This window comes from Paraburkholderia sp. SG-MS1 (genome assembly GCF_012275575.1).
Lineage (GTDB): Bacteria > Pseudomonadota > Gammaproteobacteria > Burkholderiales > Burkholderiaceae > Paraburkholderia.
Window position 1 is genome coordinate 17,694 of record NZ_NPIH01000203.1, and the last position, 14,983, is coordinate 32,676.

Annotated in this window: 11 protein-coding genes, 1 tRNA gene and 4 pseudogenes; 6 read left to right on the forward strand and 10 right to left on the reverse strand. The window is 63.5% G+C overall.

Features of this window, described 5'->3' with window-relative positions; translation table 11 throughout:
- Window positions 1-6: 6 nt before the first annotated feature.
- From CIC12_RS15865 to CIC12_RS15875, 3 genes are all read right to left on the reverse strand, one after another.
- Entirely contained in the window at window positions 7-1,992 is a 1,986-nt protein-coding gene (locus tag CIC12_RS15865; RefSeq protein WP_121316887.1) for a DNA topoisomerase IV subunit B, read from the reverse strand.
- Window positions 1,993-2,510: 518 nt separating this feature from the next.
- Window positions 2,511-4,448, reverse strand: a complete 1,938-nt coding sequence (locus tag CIC12_RS15870) for an ATP-binding cassette domain-containing protein (RefSeq protein WP_168665032.1) — start codon at window positions 4,446-4,448, stop codon at window positions 2,511-2,513.
- Between the two features lie 256 nt (window positions 4,449-4,704).
- Window positions 4,705-5,106, reverse strand: coding sequence for a DUF4399 domain-containing protein (locus CIC12_RS15875; RefSeq protein WP_168665033.1), 402 nt, complete (start codon window positions 5,104-5,106; stop codon window positions 4,705-4,707).
- A 325-nt stretch (window positions 5,107-5,431) separates the two neighbouring features.
- Between CIC12_RS15875 and CIC12_RS15880 the strand changes: the two genes are divergently transcribed.
- The gene (locus CIC12_RS15880; RefSeq protein ID WP_042327611.1) at window positions 5,432-5,623 is read left to right on the forward strand and encodes a rubredoxin; all 192 of its coding nucleotides are present in this window, start codon (window positions 5,432-5,434) and stop codon (window positions 5,621-5,623) included.
- 241 nt (window positions 5,624-5,864) lie between these two features.
- A tRNA-Arg gene (locus CIC12_RS15885) sits at window positions 5,865-5,939 on the forward strand.
- A gap of 254 nt (window positions 5,940-6,193) precedes the next feature.
- Here CIC12_RS15885 and CIC12_RS15890 read toward each other — a convergent pair.
- The 3 pseudogenes from CIC12_RS15890 to CIC12_RS15900 form a co-directional block, all read right to left on the reverse strand.
- Window positions 6,194-7,219 (reverse strand): annotated as a pseudogene (locus CIC12_RS15890) (3-hydroxybutyryl-CoA dehydrogenase).
- Window positions 7,219-7,492: pseudogene (locus tag CIC12_RS15895) on the reverse strand (glycerol-3-phosphate dehydrogenase); the annotation flags it as partial. The pseudogenes CIC12_RS15895 and CIC12_RS15890, both read right to left, overlap by 1 nt.
- Window positions 7,486-8,064, reverse strand: a pseudogene (locus tag CIC12_RS15900) (porin); the annotation flags it as partial. The pseudogenes CIC12_RS15895 and CIC12_RS15900, both read right to left, overlap by 7 nt.
- A gap of 424 nt (window positions 8,065-8,488) precedes the next feature.
- Between CIC12_RS15900 and CIC12_RS15905 the strand changes: the two are divergent.
- Window positions 8,489-9,109: pseudogene (locus CIC12_RS15905) on the forward strand (MFS transporter); the annotation flags it as partial.
- A 223-nt stretch (window positions 9,110-9,332) separates the two neighbouring features.
- Here the strand turns inward: CIC12_RS15905 and CIC12_RS15910 are convergent.
- From CIC12_RS15910 to CIC12_RS15925, 4 genes are all read right to left on the reverse strand, one after another.
- Window positions 9,333-10,412, reverse strand: coding sequence for an acyltransferase family protein (locus CIC12_RS15910; protein WP_168665035.1), 1,080 nt, complete (start codon window positions 10,410-10,412; stop codon window positions 9,333-9,335).
- 181 nt (window positions 10,413-10,593) lie between these two features.
- Window positions 10,594-11,301, reverse strand: coding sequence for a glutathione binding-like protein (locus CIC12_RS15915; protein WP_168665036.1), 708 nt, complete (start codon window positions 11,299-11,301; stop codon window positions 10,594-10,596).
- 298 nt (window positions 11,302-11,599) lie between these two features.
- The gene (locus tag CIC12_RS15920; RefSeq protein ID WP_168665037.1) at window positions 11,600-11,821 is read right to left on the reverse strand and encodes a hypothetical protein; all 222 of its coding nucleotides are present in this window, start codon (window positions 11,819-11,821) and stop codon (window positions 11,600-11,602) included.
- A gap of 247 nt (window positions 11,822-12,068) precedes the next feature.
- Window positions 12,069-12,260 carry a CsbD family protein gene (locus CIC12_RS15925; RefSeq protein WP_168665038.1) on the reverse strand — a complete coding sequence of 64 codons (192 nt, stop codon included), beginning with the start codon at window positions 12,258-12,260 and terminating at the stop codon, window positions 12,069-12,071.
- Window positions 12,261-12,435: 175 nt separating this feature from the next.
- Between CIC12_RS15925 and CIC12_RS15930 the strand changes: the two genes are divergently transcribed.
- From CIC12_RS15930 to CIC12_RS15940, 3 genes are all read left to right on the forward strand, one after another.
- Entirely contained in the window at window positions 12,436-12,756 is a 321-nt protein-coding gene (locus CIC12_RS15930; RefSeq protein WP_168665039.1) for a hypothetical protein, read from the forward strand.
- Between the two features lie 279 nt (window positions 12,757-13,035).
- Window positions 13,036-14,316, forward strand: coding sequence for a DNA (cytosine-5-)-methyltransferase (gene dcm, locus CIC12_RS15935; protein WP_168665041.1), 1,281 nt, complete (start codon window positions 13,036-13,038; stop codon window positions 14,314-14,316).
- A gap of 74 nt (window positions 14,317-14,390) precedes the next feature.
- Complete coding sequence (locus CIC12_RS15940; protein WP_168665042.1) at window positions 14,391-14,837, forward strand: very short patch repair endonuclease; 447 nt, start codon at window positions 14,391-14,393, stop codon at window positions 14,835-14,837.
- Window positions 14,838-14,983 lie beyond the last annotated feature (146 nt).

Sequence of the window (14,983 nt, forward strand, 5' to 3'; positions counted from 1 at the left end):
CTGCGCTCAGATGTCCGCTTCCACTTCGTTGCCCTTTTCTTCGAGCCAGCTGCGCCGCGATGCCGCTTCGCCCTTGCCCATCAGCATCGTCATGCGCGCGACCGTGGCGTCGTAGTCGAGATCGCCCAACGCGACCGGCTGGAGGCGCCGCGTGTCGGGGTTCATCGTCGTGTCCCACAGTTGTTCCGCGCTCATTTCGCCGAGGCCCTTGAAGCGGCTGATCGACCATTGCGATTCGCGCACGCCGTCCTTGGTCAGCTTGTCGAGGATCGCTTCGAGTTCGCCTTCGTCGAGCGCGTAGAGCTTCTGAGCCGGCTTTTTGCCGCGCGCGGGAGCGTCCACGCGGAACAGCGGCGGCCGCGCGACGCACACATGGCCGCGCTCGATCAATTGGGGGAAATGCTTGAAGAACAACGTGAGCAGCAGCACCTGGATGTGGGAGCCGTCGACGTCAGCATCCGACAGAATGCAGATCTTGCCGTAGCGCAGATTCGACAGATCGACCTTGTCATCCGGGCTATGCGGATCGACGCCGATCGCCACCGAGATGTCGTGCACCTCGTTGTTCGCGAACAGGCGGTCACGCTCGGTTTCCCACGTGTTCAGCACCTTGCCGCGCAGCGGCAGGATCGCCTGATATTCCTTGTCGCGGCCCATCTTCGCCGAGCCGCCCGCCGAGTCGCCCTCGACGAGGAACAGTTCATTGCGGCCGATTTCCGTCGACTCGCAATCGGTCAGCTTGCCCGGCAACACGGCTACGCCCGAGCTCTTGCGCTTCTCGACCTTCTGGCCCGCGCGCGTACGCGCCTGCGCCTGCTTGATGACGAGGTCCGCGAGTTTCTTGCCGTGCTCGACGTGCTGATTGAGCCACAACTCGAGCGCCGGCCGGGCGAACGACGACACGAGCTTGACCGCATCGCGGCTATTCAGGCGTTCCTTGATCTGCCCTTGAAACTGCGGATCGAGCACCTTCGCCGACAACACGAACGACACCCGCGCGAACACGTCTTCCGCGAGCAGCTTCACGCCCTTCGGCTGCAGGTTGTGCAATTCGACGAAGCTCTTGACCGCCTGGTAGAGACCGTCGCGCAAACCGGATTCATGCGTGCCGCCCGCGGGCGTCGGAATCAGGTTGACGTACGACTCGCGCATCAGCGTGCCTTCCTCGCTCCACGCGACGACCCATGCGGCGCCCTCGCCCTCGGCGAACGTTTCTTCGCTCGCGCGCGAGTTTTCGACGTAGCGCTCGCCTTCGAACAGCGGGATCAGCAGGTCGCTGCCGTTCATGCCTTCGAGCAGATAGCCACGCAGACCGTCTTCGTATTTCCAGCTTTGCTGCTCGCCGGTCTTCTCGTTGATCAGCGTGACTTCGACGCCCGGCAGCAGCACCGCCTTCGAGCGCAGCAGGCGTTGCAGTTCGCCGAGCGGCAGGTTCGGCGAGTCGAAGTATTTCGGATCGGCCCATGCGGTGACGCGCGTGCCGGATTTCTTGTCGCCCTTCGTGGCGGGCCGCACTTCGAGCTGCTTTGCGACGTCGCCGTGGGCAAAGCTCAGTTCGGCGACTTTGCCGTCACGCCATACGGTAACGTCCAGACGCGTGGACAGCGCGTTGGTGACCGACACGCCGACGCCGTGCAGGCCGCCCGAGAACGTGTACGCGCCGCCGGCGGCCTTGTCGAACTTGCCGCCCGCGTGCAGGCGCGTGAAAACGATTTCAACGACCGGCACGCCTTCTTCCGGATGCAGCCCGAACGGAATGCCGCGGCCGTCGTCTTCGACCGACACCGAATGGTCCGCGTGCAGCGTGACCGTGATTTGCCGGCCGTGGCCGCCGAGGGCCTCGTCCGACGCGTTGTCGATGACTTCCTGAATGATGTGCAGCGGATTTTCGGTGCGGGTATACATCCCGGGCCGTTGCTTGACCGGCTCCAGGCCCTTCAACACCTTGATCGACGCTTCGCTATACGCGGCGTTTGGCTTTTTCGTAGACATGGTTGACTCGGGTGCGTCGGTTCATCGTTGTCCACAGGTCCTGTGGACAGGTCCGCGGACAATGCGTTGAGTTTTCAAAAAAAGCAAAACGAAACAACGGGGTTAGGTGGGGTGCCCGCGGTGCGGGCAAGCTGTTTTGTCGCGCGGCTTCCCGTTGGCGCGCTCGACGCCGTTCATCGCGCATGACCACGGCGGTGCGAGCACGGGGGAAGCCTGTTCGCGGGGTATTTTACTGATTTCGATAACGCCGGCAATTCACGATGCGCGGGATTGGCCGTCAGGATAAGGCGCGGCACGCGCGACGGACCAACCCGAAGCACACGGCTCGGCGGTTCCGTGGCCAAAGCGTGACGGTTATCGGAGCCTCGCGCAAGCTGCATTTTTTGCGGCCCATATGCCGCGCTTTCTTTCTGTTGCGCCCGCTGCCTCGTTGCGCCGCCCGCTGGAGCGCATAGCGTTATGCCGCCGCCCTCCGCCGCGTTGCGCCGCGCAGCCCCCGAGCCCGCGCGGCCTTTGCTTCACTTGCGCCGCTTTTCCAACTCGTCCCAGCGTTCGAGCGCAATCAGGAGTTCTTCGTCGATCGCCGCGTAGCGCTCGGTCAGACGCGTGCCTTCCTGCGCGTCCGTCGCGAAGATCGAGCCATCTTCGAGTTGCGCGCCGATGGTCTTCTGCTCGGCTTCGAGCGCGGCGATCTTCTCCGGCAACGCGTCCAGCTCGCGCTGCTCCTTGAACGACAGCTTCGCCGCGCGCTGCGCATGGCGCCCCGCGGCATTGTCTTTGCCCGGCGCCGCGTCTTTGGCCGCGTCCTTGCCGGCCTCTTTCTGCGCATCCAACGCCATCTGCTGCGAGCGGTCGCGCTGGATCTGCCAGTCCGTGAAGCCGCCGACATACTCGCGCCACTTGCCCGCGCCTTCCGAGGCGATCACCGAGGTCGCCACGTTATCGAGAAACGCGCGGTCGTGGCTGACCAGCAGCACCGTGCCGTCGTATTCAGTAAGCAGTTCTTCGAGCAGTTCGAGCGTGGGGATGTCGAGGTCGTTGGTCGGTTCGTCGAGCACCAGCACGTTGGCCGGCCGCGCGAACAGACGCGCGAGCAACAGCCGGTTGCGCTCGCCGCCCGAGAGCGACTTGACCGGCGAACGCGCCCGCTCCGGCGCGAACAGGAAGTCGCCGAGATAGCTCATCACGTGCTTCTTCTGGCCGTTGACTTCGACCCACTCACTGCCCGGGCTGATGGTGTCGGCGAGGCTCTTGTCCAGATCGAGCTGCGCGCGCATCTGGTCGAAATACGCGACCTGCAGGTTGGTGCCGACGCGCACCGTGCCTTCGTCCGGCTGCAGCTCGCCGAGGATCATCTTCAGCAGCGTGGTCTTGCCCGCGCCGTTCGGACCGACGAAGCCGATCTTGTCGCCGCGCATCACCGTGGCCGTGAAATTGTCGACCACCGTGCGCGAGCCATAGCGCTTGGTCACGTCGGTCAGCTCGGCGACGATCTTGCCGGACTTCTCGCCCTGGCCGACGTCGAGCTTGACGTTGCCCTGCACGTTGCGGCGCTCGGCGCGCTGCTCGCGCATCTCCACGAGGCGCGCGATCCGGCCGACGCTGCGCGTGCGGCGCGCTTCGACGCCTTTGCGGATCCACACTTCTTCCTGCGCGAGGAGCTTGTCGGCCTTGTCGTTTTCGACACGCTCGATTTCGAGTTGCTGCGCCTTGCGCGTCTGGTATGCCGAGAAATTACCGGGATACGACAGCAGACGCCCGCGATCCAGTTCGACGATGCGCGTGGCGACCCGGTCGAGAAAGGCGCGGTCGTGGGTGATGAAGAGCAGACCCGCGCGCAGCGAGACCAGCAGTTCTTCGAGCCAGCGGATGCCGTCGAAGTCGAGGTGGTTGGTCGGCTCGTCGAGCAGCAGCACGTCGGGCTGCACGACCAGCGCGCGCGCGAGCGCGACACGCTTTTGCATGCCGCCCGACAGCGAGCCGACTCGCGCCTCGCCGTTCAGGCCGATCTGCTGCAGCGTGGTGGCCACGCGGGTGCTCCAATTCCAGGCGTCCGCCGCGTCCAGCGACGACTGCAGCGTGTTCATGCGCGCCATTAGCGCGTCGTGCCCGGCGCCTTCCGGCTCGTCGGCGAGTTGGTTCGCAACCACGTCGTATTCGTCGAGCAGCGCGCGGGCGTGCGTGAGACCGGCGGCGACCGCGTCGAATACGGTGTCGTCGGTGTCGAACTCGGGCTCCTGCGGCACGTAGACCGTGGTCAGATTCTGTTGACGCGAAACGAGGCCGTCGTCGGGCTTCGCGAGGTCGGCGACGATCTTCAGCAACGACGACTTGCCCGCGCCATTGCGTCCGATCAGCCCAACGCGTTCACCCGCTTCGAGAGAGAAATCCGCGTGATCGAGCAACGCGACGTGACCGAACGCCAATTGGGCGCCGGTAATGGAATAAAGCGACATGGAGAATTGGAGAAGACAGCGATGAGTCGGAACTGCTCATTGTACCGGGCGCGCGGCCGGGTGCCTGTATGCCGGAAGAGATAGGCCGATTGGGCGGCCCGCGGGAAACAAGCGAGCCGGGGCAAGCTCCTGGCGATTCAGCGGCTCAATCGCAGCGAGCCGTGGCGCGGCGGGGTGCGAGCCGCGTGCCGGCCGGCTGGCGCGGCCGGCCAGCCGGTTACCGCTGCATGCGTCCAGCCGGCCGGGACGGCGCGGCTTACTTCACGTGCACTGTGATGGTTTTGCTCATTTCCGGCCCATACGAGCGATGCGCGCCGTCGCCGAATTGCAGCGTCAGCGTATGGTCGCCCGGCGGCAGCGTCAGATCGGTTTCGGTCTGGCCCTTGCCGAAGTGAAGCGACTTGTCGTTGGCCGGAATGACTTCGCCCTTGGGCAGCGGCTTGCCGTCGATCAGCAGATGGTGGTGGCCCGTGCCATCCGCCACCGTGCCGGCCGGCGCGATCTTCATGCCTTCCACGCCGAATACGACATGCACGGGATTACTGACGGTCGCCCCGTCCTTCGGCTGCACGAAGGACACGCCGGCGGCCTGCGCTGCGCCCGATACCGCGAGCAATCCGGCCAGTGCGGCACCGGCCAACCATTTGTTTTTCAACATCGTTGTTCTCCTTACCAGGGAAACGAAAGTCCTGCATGGACGCTGCCGACGACGGCGATGCCCCATCGCATGGGACCGATCGTCGCATTCCGTGCGAGACGCCTCGCGCGCATGTCCAATCGAATAGCTGCGGATCAGAGCATACACGCTGTGGCTCGTGTGGTCCGTTCAGTGGGGCCGGAGATGTCCTGGGCGCGTTGCGGCGGCGCCGCATCGGTGGTTCGCGGTCGGATTGACAAATTCCGGTAATATTGCGGGTCGCCGCGCTGCCCAAAAAAGGGGCAGACTCCGCGGGCCTTTGCATTGAACTAGAGAAGAGTACGTCGTGAGCGAAGTCATTGAAGTGATTGAATACAAGAGTTGGGTCTGCCTGATTTGCGGGTGGATCTACAACGAGGAAGAGGGTCTGCCCGAAGAAGGCATCGCGCCGGGCACGCGCTTCGCCGCAATCCCGGAAGACTGGCGCTGCCCGCTGTGCGATGTGAGCAAGGCGGAATTCGCGGTGGTGGAGTTCTGAGCCGGCTCAATTTATTCGGCGGGGCGAAATGAACGCGCCCTTGCGGTGAAACATCCGGGACGACCCGTACGGCCCAGCAGGCAAATGCCGCTGGGCCGTTTCCTTTTCTGGCCAGGCCGCGCGGCTCTCCTCGCGCCTGAACGGGTTTGATATACTCTGCGCTCGCTGGCGAATTTGGACTCGCCCGGTCGCGCCGGCTTGTTCGACGGCGCGATTGCAGCGATCATTCCGGTTCGGTCCTCTCCCTGTAGTTCAACGGATAGAACAAGTGCCTCCTAAGCGCTAGATACAGGTTCGATTCCTGTCAGGGGGACCAACTCGCTTTCCAGCGTTTCCAAGTTTGCCTCGAAAAGCCCCGTATGCGTTGCGCTGCGGGGTTTTTTGCTGCCGTTATTACCCGCCCACACCCGCCGCTCCAGTTCCAGCAGAGCCGGCTCAAAGCCCGGCAGGCCGAAGACGCCGCTGCGTACGTCCGGGCCTGCGGACGGAGCAGAACCGAGGAAGTCTCATTGCGCGCTGCTGCACGAGTTCCTGCCGCCCAAGTCATTGACGCCCCCCGGAGGCAGGCATTCAGGACGCAGGCGCCGGATCCGGCGTACGCGCAAGCGCAGCGTTGAAGACGGGTGCCAATCCCGTACTGTCCAGCCCGCGCATGAACTCGGCGATCCGCTGGTGCAAATACGCCTGCACGTCGACATTTCCGTACTCGTAAAATCCACGTGAGTCGCGCAATCCATCGCGGCCGTCGCGCATGTTATCGACCACCCGCTGCGCTGGCAAAAAGCGCGGGTCGATTTGCCGGGCCAGATAATGCGATGCGTAATACAGAATGTCGCAACCACCCCAGTCGATGAATTCGAGCAGGCCCAGAACCGAGAATCGCAGGCCGAAGCCGGTGCGAATCGCAGTGTCGATATCTTCCGCGCTCGCCACACCTTCTTCGACCATCCGCGCGGCCTCGTTCATCGCCAGCGCCTGAATACGCGGCAGGATGTACCCTCGTGACGGCCCACACACCACCGGCACCTTGCCAACCCGCTTGAGCCGTGCGACCACACTGTGCACGGCGCTTTCCGCGGTCTGCGCGCTACGGCTGATCTCCACCAGCGGCGTCAGATGTGCAGGATTCAACTAGTGTGCATTGAGTACGCGCTCCGGATGCGCAACGATACGTTGCAACTCCGTCACCAGAAACGTCGAGGTAGTCGATGCGATCAAAGTCATGGCGTCGACATGTTCGCAAAGCCAGTCGAAGGCTGCCTGTTTCGCTTCGATGACTTCCGGCACCGCTTCGAATACGATCGCGCTACCGCCAAGCGCCGCCCGCGCGCCCTCGCGATCCACCACGACGATGCGCGCCAGCGCTTCTTCTGCTTGCGCATCGGTGATACGCGCGAGGCTCACCAACGTGCGCATTTGCCGCGCGATCTCGCCGCATGCCGCGGCGGCAAATGCCGCACGCGCGTCGGCATCGCGCGTCTTGAAGTCGATCAGCGTGATGCCCAGGCCCGCATAGGCGAAAGCCAGCGCCATGCCTTGTCCCATGCGCCCGGCCCCGAGAATCTGCACTTCCCGAATCGGATCGGCGCCGCTCATCACGCGATGCCTCGCTTCAGGAGCGTGGTCAGCGCATTGCGCGACAGGGACGCGATGCCCAATTGCTCGAACGTGCGTCCCTCGCCATAAAGATCGCGCTCCGAGACCGCGGACGCGATATTCAGCAGGCCCTCGGCAACCGGCGTCGCCACGGCCGGCCGACACGAGTAACGACAAGCCGAGCCGCGTATCTTCGCGCATGTACCGATGCGTCTTCAGATCGATATCCTCGCGCCAGTCGCCGCTGTCGGTCAGCTTGCCGTGCGCACCGCGCGTTGGGACAGCGGGTAATCGACTCGCACACCGAACGAATCGGCATTGCCTTCGCTGTGCGCGACCTTGCGATAATGGCCGTAGCTCGGCAACACGAGCGCGCGTCCGACCGGCACCGTCGCGTCGAGTTCGAACAGGCCATTGTGCGGATTCGAATACGCCGTGGTGACCGCCGTCGCGACATCCGGGCCGCCGCGATGCCGCACGTAGATAAACGCCGGCAGCACCGTGTAATTCACGCCGGCCTGCATTATGCCAAACGGCCCCGTCAAACCGACCCACGCTTCCCGGCCGAACAGGGCGCCGTTGTTGCCGAGTGCGCCGGTGGCCGAATTAAAGCCGTTTTCGAGCTTGAAGATCGCGCGATAGCCGCCCCCGAGATCTTCCGCACCCTTCAGGCCGAACTGCATGGCGAAGATATCGCCGCTACCCATCCGCACCGCATGCGAAGGACCGAAGTTCATCAATTCGATCGACGTATCGACCCGTCCGTACAAGGTCACGCTCGATTGCGCTAGCACGGGTGCCGCCGCAACGCAAAGCAGCGACGCGCTCCACTTCCAGTTGGTCATTCCTGTGATCCCGGCGAGAAATTGCTTTCTTGTGCCGTGGATCCTGTGGACACGCGCGACTGCTCCGCGTGATTCATCGTGTGTTTCGATGAATCAGAAAAACGGAGGCAAGTCTAGAAAGACCAATTTCGACCGTCGATCAATTCGCCGATATAACACTTATAGATAGCGCGCATAACTCGTCGCGCGCACCGCGCTCTGTGCGTTCGAGCCTTGTGGGGCGCGGGCCGAAGCGCGGTCTCCTGGGAAAAGCTTTAGCCGGTTAGGAAAAAAAGCGGCAATTTTGCTGAAGGCATTGCGCATATGTTCCGGAAATTTGTTTACGTACGCCGCATTTTCGGACCGCCCGATGGTGGCCCTGCACGATGCGTGACAGCGCACGTCGCCGTCCCGCGCGCTGAACCCCGATTACTGGAGAAACCGAATGGCTGCATCAACGAGCAGCACGCCCGCGAGCAGGCGCTACACGTATGAATGGTACGTGGTGTTGATTTGCATGCTTGCGTATGTATTTTCCTTTGTCGACCGCCAGGTGCTCGCGCTGATGATCGAGCCGATCAAGAAGGACCTGCATCTGAGCGACACGCAGTTCAGTCTTCTGCAAGGCTTCGCGTTTTCACTCTTCTATGCGGTGATGGGCATGCCGCTCGCGTATCTCGCGGACCGCTTCGCACGGCCGCGCATCATTGCGACGGGGATTGCACTATGGAGTCTCGCGACGGCCGCGTGCGGCATCAGCCAGAACTTCGTGCAGATGTTTCTGGCGCGGTTGAGCGTCGAGGTCGGCGAAGCGGCGTTGTCTCCCGGCACCTATTCGATGCTGAGCGACTACTTTCCCAGGGAGAAACTCGGACGCGCGGTGGGCATCTATTCGCTCGGCTCTTTTATCGGCGGGGGAATGGCGTTGCTGATCGTCGGCCTGCCCGGCTTTCTCGCGGCGCTGCTTTTCATTCTGACGGTACGGGATCCGCAACGCAAAGGCCTCGTGCAAGACAGCTCGGGCCAGGCGAAGCGCGTGTCGGTGATCGATTCGCTGCGATTTATATCGGACCGGTGCGAGCGCAGCATTCGAAACGACCTGACTGTAGGACGCACAGAAGTGGACATGCGCGCGCTTTCTCGCGCATGTCCCGAGACTCAAGGGGCGGTTCCCAACCTCTTGCCATGTGAGGACCCGTTCGCTCTGGCCTGCGATCGTGGCCGATGATGTGTATTCCGTCAGAGGGCCGACGCCTCACCTGCTTCGCGCTCAGCGGGGCCCTCCCACCTCACCGCTTCACCCCCACCACGCCACGCCGGGCCCCCGGCATGGCCATCCATCTCGCGACGGCGCGACTCGCAGGCCGCTCGATCCATCGATACGAAGCGAGACCGATCACGACCGACAGCATTACAACAATCCCACACATCAGATCCCCCGGCACGCGATGCTGCGCATCCACCGCCTGCAAAACCCTCACGACGACCGGCATCGAGAAAAGATGCGTCAGGTACAGCGAATAAGACGAATCGCCGATCCGTTCAAGCCACGTGTTCCAGCGCAGCTTGTTCTCGAAGGCAAGCCCGGCCACCACCACGGCCAGCGCCGGCAAACCGAAAACCAGAAAGCGGTTCGCGTCCGTGAGGGTCGGCGCGAAGGCGGCGCCAGCGGCAGCGGTCGCGAGCAGCAGGACAGCGGCTGCGGCGACCGGCACTGTGCGCCCCGACGCGTACAGCGTGCCGACGCAACAGCCGAACACAAATTCCAGCACCAGCGGGTTCGTGTAGAACGCAAACGCGACACCTTCGCCGGGCAGCAGATGCAAAGCCGACGTGAGCATCAGCAACGCGCCGACAGCGAGCAGGCGGTGACGCGTCGCGCACATCGCCACGGCGAACACGACGTAAAACCACATCTCGTAGTTCAGGGTCCAGCCGACGCCGAGCACAGGCGCGGCGATGCCCGTCCAGCTCATCGACGGCAAAAACAAAAACGAGGAGAGCGCGTGCCACGCCGTGACATGCGCGTGATCGAATGCATCGGAAGCGCCTGGCACAATGGCGACAAGCGCAATGAAAAACGCCGTGAGAATCCAATAAAGCGGAACGACCCGCGCAATGCGGGCAAACATGAATGACCTGGCCGACGCGAGGCCGCACGGCACGCCGTGCGTCACGAGCGCCATCACGAATCCGGAGATCACGAAAAAGACGTCGACGCCGATTTCGCCGTAGCGCGACACATGTGGGAACACATGCGCCGGCCAGCCGTGCGAGACCACGATGCCGTTGGTATGAAAAGCGACGACGCCGAGCGCGGCGAGCGCGCGCAAAGCCTGGATCGATCGATACTTCCTGAAACTTGCCATTCCCTTGCGCTCGACATATTGAGTAAGGGCGTCATCGTAGCCTGGCCAATCTCAGCGTGTGTCGACGAGCGGCTCAGATGGTTCAGCCTGGCGCGTTCCACATTCGCGCAAGAAGGCCACCCGGCCGATCGAAAGCGAGCCGATGGCGGCCCGCTCGAGCGCCGCCTGCGGCCTCACCTCACTACGACGGCCGCTTCGGAATGTTCAATCCCCTCTCCACGGCCGGCCGCGCAACGAACGCCGCCAACACACGCGTCACATTCGGAAAGTCCTGAATGCCGACGAGTTCGCCCGCTTCGTAAAAACCGGCCAGGTTGCGCACCCACGGAAAAGTGGCGATATCCGCGATCGAGTACTGGTCGCCCAGAATCCAGTCGCGTCCTTCGAGCCGCTGGTTCAGCACGCCGAGCAAGCGCCTCGATTCGCCGACGTACCGGTCGCGCGGACGCTTGTCCTCGTACTCCTTGCCAGCGAACTTGTGGAAGAAGCCGACCTGCCCGAACATCGGTCCGATGCCGCCCATCTGGAACATCACCCACTGCATCGCTTCATAACGGCCGGGGGCGTCTTGCGGAATCAGCTGGCCGCTCTTGTCCGCGAGATAAAGCAGAATTGCGCCGGACTCGAACAGCGGCAGCGGCTTGCCGTCGGGTCCGTTGGGATCGAGGATCGCCGGAATCTTGTTGTTCGGATTGAGCGACAAAAACTCCGGCGTCATTTGATCGTCCGTGTCGAAACGCACCAGATGCGGTTCATACGGCAAGCCAGTCTCTTCGAGCATGATCGAAATTTTCACACCGTTCGGCGTGGGCAGCGAATAGAGCTGAATCCGGTCCGGGTGCCCGGCGGGCCATTTCTTCGTGATCGGGAAAGCGGATAAATCGGTCATGGGACGGTGTCAACCTCGTACGAAAGTCGTGCAATTGGGAGGCCGGATTGGGCGCGCGGCAAGCGGCATCGATAAATGGCCTGCTTCGATGACGCTCACGCGCAAGCCGCGATCGCGGGACCGCCAAATATAAACTGACTCGACGCCACGCGTGCGAGAGCGCCGCGTCGCCGAAAGCGTGAATCTGAACGCGCTACGCCTTTCCCAAACTCACGACGCGGACGCGCAACCCGCCATCGCCGCCGTGGCTCACGAATAAGCCCGAGCGCAGCAAGCCAGTTCGCAGGCCGCCGTCCCTTCACCACAAATCCTTCGTCGCCGTGCCCGCGCGAAGGTTGAACCCTTCACGCCACAACGCTGCGCCAACCGTCAGAAGCAGCGTCTTCTGCTCGCCATCGAGCAACGCCCACGCCGTCGACAACCACGTGGCGAAACTCGCGCAGGTGGGTTCGAGGTCAACGGGCGCCTTGCCTTCCAGGTACTGCCGTTCGAACATCGAAAGTACTTTTTCGGGTGTCATGGCGCTGCCTCCGTGTGGGATGCGCCAAGTCTAAAGGCGCGACCCCGCGTACGGAATGCTCCGCGCCACCGATTGCGGGTTACTCCCAGGCAGTGCGTTCGAACATCTGGGAAAGCGGAATGGACAGACAGTCCGTCCACGAGGTGCGCGAACGCAGCCACGCGAAAGCAAACGGGAAGAGGCGCCGAAGCGCCTCTTCCCCGCCGGCGTGATGCCGGCGGTCATTCGGAATCACCCGCAAGCCGCATTACGGCATGTTGCGCTTCGCATCGTCCTTGGCGTCTTCCTTCGCATCGCCATAGGCTTTCTGCACCTTGCCCGCCCCTTGTTGCAGGTCGCCCTTCAGTTCCTTGCCCGGATCGTTCGTGACCTTGCCGACGGCTTCGTTGACCTTGCCCTTGACCTGTTCTCCAACGCCCTTCACCTGGTCCTTGTTCATGTTTGGCTCCGCTGTCTGGAATGCCGGCGCGACGTTACGCCAGTACCGAGATGGAGCAACGGGTGTGCCCACGCTGGGCGCCGGCCCGATGGGCCCGCCAGCACGGTCGAAAAAATATTTAAAAAAACGCCTAAAGTTTCGCCGTGGCGTGCCGTAAAGGGGCCATGGAGGAGCTATGGATCGCACACCCAATACGCTTTCAGGATCATCCCAGTCCACGCTGATCGATGGAGACATCGCGCACATTGCACGCGTGATGCGGACGTCTTTACACGGCGACCTGGCCGGTCCGATCCTGCCGCCCACCTATTGGCGCAAGCGTCTGCACGAATTGCTGGACACCGGCCATTTGTCCCACGCGCAACTGTGCACGGTCGACAGCCTCCTGCTGCAACTCGACCAGTTCGAAGCTCAACCGGCATGGGATACGCTGGCTCCCGCCACCGCCGCGCTATACGCGCCGCCCTATCCCGACAGCGCCAGCGGTCATCACTGACCTCCCGTTCAACCAGCACGCCTGCTCATGACACGCGGCCCCGGCCAACTGCCCCCGCGCGATCCAAACGCGCGAGCAAGCGCGAACCGGGTCGCAGCGTCGACACACGCCGCAATGCTGGGCTCCGCATCCGCCACCCAGTCTGCCCGGGCGACGCGGCGACCGCTTTAGCCCGAGGCTCCCCGCCTCCGCGAAAATTCAGCCCGTGGATCCGGAAATTAGCGAAAATGGGACGACCTTAGGTCATAATGTCCGCAAAAATTCCCAGCAAGGACGCCTGTGACCCTCGCCGCACCGCTCAACCTGCTCCGGCAGGCGCGCGCCCGCTTCACTCAACGAGAAATCGCCGCGCACGTCGGCAAGGACATCAAGACAGTGCGCCGCTGGGAAAAAGGCGAAACACCGTGCCCGGCGATGCTCGAGCCGGCCCTGCGTGATCTCTTGCAGCAAAGCGCGCGAACCAGCGGCGGCACGGCCGGCGACGCGCAATTCCGTTTCATCGATCTGTTCGCCGGTATCGGCGGAATTCGCATGGGCTTCGAGGCGCACGGCGGCGATTGCGTGTTCACGAGCGAGTGGAACGACTTTTCGACGCGAACGTACCGCGAGAATTATCCCGGCAGCGGCGAGCACGCGCTGATCGGCGACATCGTCGCCTTCCCCGCCGAAGAGGTGCCGGGTCACGACGTGCTGCTGGGCGGCTTCCCCTGCCAGCCGTTTTCGATCGCCGGCGTCAGCAAGAAGAACGCGCTCGGCCGGCCGCACGGTTTCGAATGCACGACGCAAGGCACGCTCTTTTTCGACGTCGCCCGGATCATCGCGGCGAAGCGCCCCGCCGCGTTCCTGCTGGAAAACGTGAAGAACCTGCTGTCGCACGACAAGGGCCGCACCTTCGACGTGATCCTGCAAACCCTGCGCGACGAACTTGGCTACGAGGTGCACTACCGTGTGATCGACGGCCAACATTTCACGCCGCAGCATCGGGAGCGGATCATCATCGTCGGCTTTCGCGGCAAGACCGGCTTTTCGTGGGACGACCTGCATCTGCCGGAAGAGGGCCCGCGGCTCGGCTCGATCCTGCATCGCACGGATGGCAGCGAACCGGTGCTGCCGTGGGACCACGACCGCTTCTTCGACCACACCGCGCAACGCGCGCAGCCGAAGTACACGCTCACACCGAACCTCTGGACCTACCTGCAGAACTACGCGGCCAAACACCGCGCGGCGGGCAACGGCTTCGGCTTCGGCATGGCGTATCCGGACAGCGTGACGCGCACGCTGTCGGCGCGCTACCACAAGGACGGCTCCGAGATCCTCGTGTACCAGGGCGAATCGCTACGCCCGCGCCGCCTGACACCACGCGAATGCGCGCGCCTGATGGGCTTTCCCGACACCTTCAGGATTCCAGTCAGCGACACTCAGGCGTACCGGCAATTCGGCAACAGCGTCGTCATGCCGGTGATGCGCGAAGTGGCGCGGATCATGCTGCCGCATGTGCAAACCCTGCTCGCCGAGGACGACCCGCATGGCGCGAAGCAAGCCCTTTCGCTGTACGCGTGAACCGCGCGTCGCCGTGACGGCAACGGCCCGCTGGCGCCGCGGCCACGGCGCGTCCACGTCCGGGCACTGACGCGATGGTCGATATCGTCGACAGCGCGACACGCAGCCGGATGATGTCCGGCATTCGCGGCCGCAATACCAAACCGGAAATCCTGATCCGCAGCCTGCTGCATCGTCAGGGCTTTCGCTTTCGTCTGGATGCGCGTGATCTGCCGGGCCGCCCCGATATCGTGTTGCCGCGCTGTCGCGCAGTCGTGCTGGTGCACGGCTGTTTCTGGCACGGCCACGACTGCCGTCTGTTCAAATGGCCGCAAACGCGGGCGGAGTTCTGGCGCGAGAAGATCGGCCGCAATCGCAGCAATGACGACAAGGTACGCCATGCGTTGCTCAACGACGGCTGGCGCGTGGCGGTGGTGTGGGAATGCGCGTTGCGTGGCGCGGATCGCGACATCGCGGGTGTGTTGCAACGGCTCGTCGACTGGTTGAAGAGCGACGCGCCGAGCTTCGAGGAACGCGGCTGAAAGCCGCCTGTCGTCGGCCTGTCGCCTGCCTGGCCAGGGCTAATCCCGCAGCCGCTGGTGATACACTCGACAGGCTACCTCGGAGCCTTTCATGCGCCGTTGCGGACCGTGCGCCGCACTTCGTCCGGCACGCACCTGCACGCTCC

What these genes read in the sequence shown, in the direction of transcription:
- CIC12_RS15865 (WP_121316887.1), bottom strand. Translation starts at nt 1,992, where the DNA reads ATGTCTACGAAAAAGCCAAACGCCGCGTATAGCGAAGCGTCGATCAAG.
- CIC12_RS15870 (WP_168665032.1), bottom strand. Translation starts at nt 4,448, where the DNA reads ATGTCGCTTTATTCCATTACCGGCGCCCAATTGGCGTTCGGTCACGTC.
- CIC12_RS15875 (WP_168665033.1), bottom strand. Translation starts at nt 5,106, where the DNA reads ATGTTGAAAAACAAATGGTTGGCCGGTGCCGCACTGGCCGGATTGCTC.
- CIC12_RS15910 (WP_168665035.1), bottom strand. Translation starts at nt 10,412, where the DNA reads ATGGCAAGTTTCAGGAAGTATCGATCGATCCAGGCTTTGCGCGCGCTC.
- CIC12_RS15915 (WP_168665036.1), bottom strand. Translation starts at nt 11,301, where the DNA reads ATGACCGATTTATCCGCTTTCCCGATCACGAAGAAATGGCCCGCCGGG.
- CIC12_RS15920 (WP_168665037.1), bottom strand. Translation starts at nt 11,821, where the DNA reads ATGACACCCGAAAAAGTACTTTCGATGTTCGAACGGCAGTACCTGGAA.
- CIC12_RS15925 (WP_168665038.1), bottom strand. Translation starts at nt 12,260, where the DNA reads ATGAACAAGGACCAGGTGAAGGGCGTTGGAGAACAGGTCAAGGGCAAG.
- CIC12_RS15930 (WP_168665039.1), top strand. Translation starts at nt 12,436, where the DNA reads ATGGATCGCACACCCAATACGCTTTCAGGATCATCCCAGTCCACGCTG.
- CIC12_RS15940 (WP_168665042.1), top strand. Translation starts at nt 14,391, where the DNA reads ATGGTCGATATCGTCGACAGCGCGACACGCAGCCGGATGATGTCCGGC.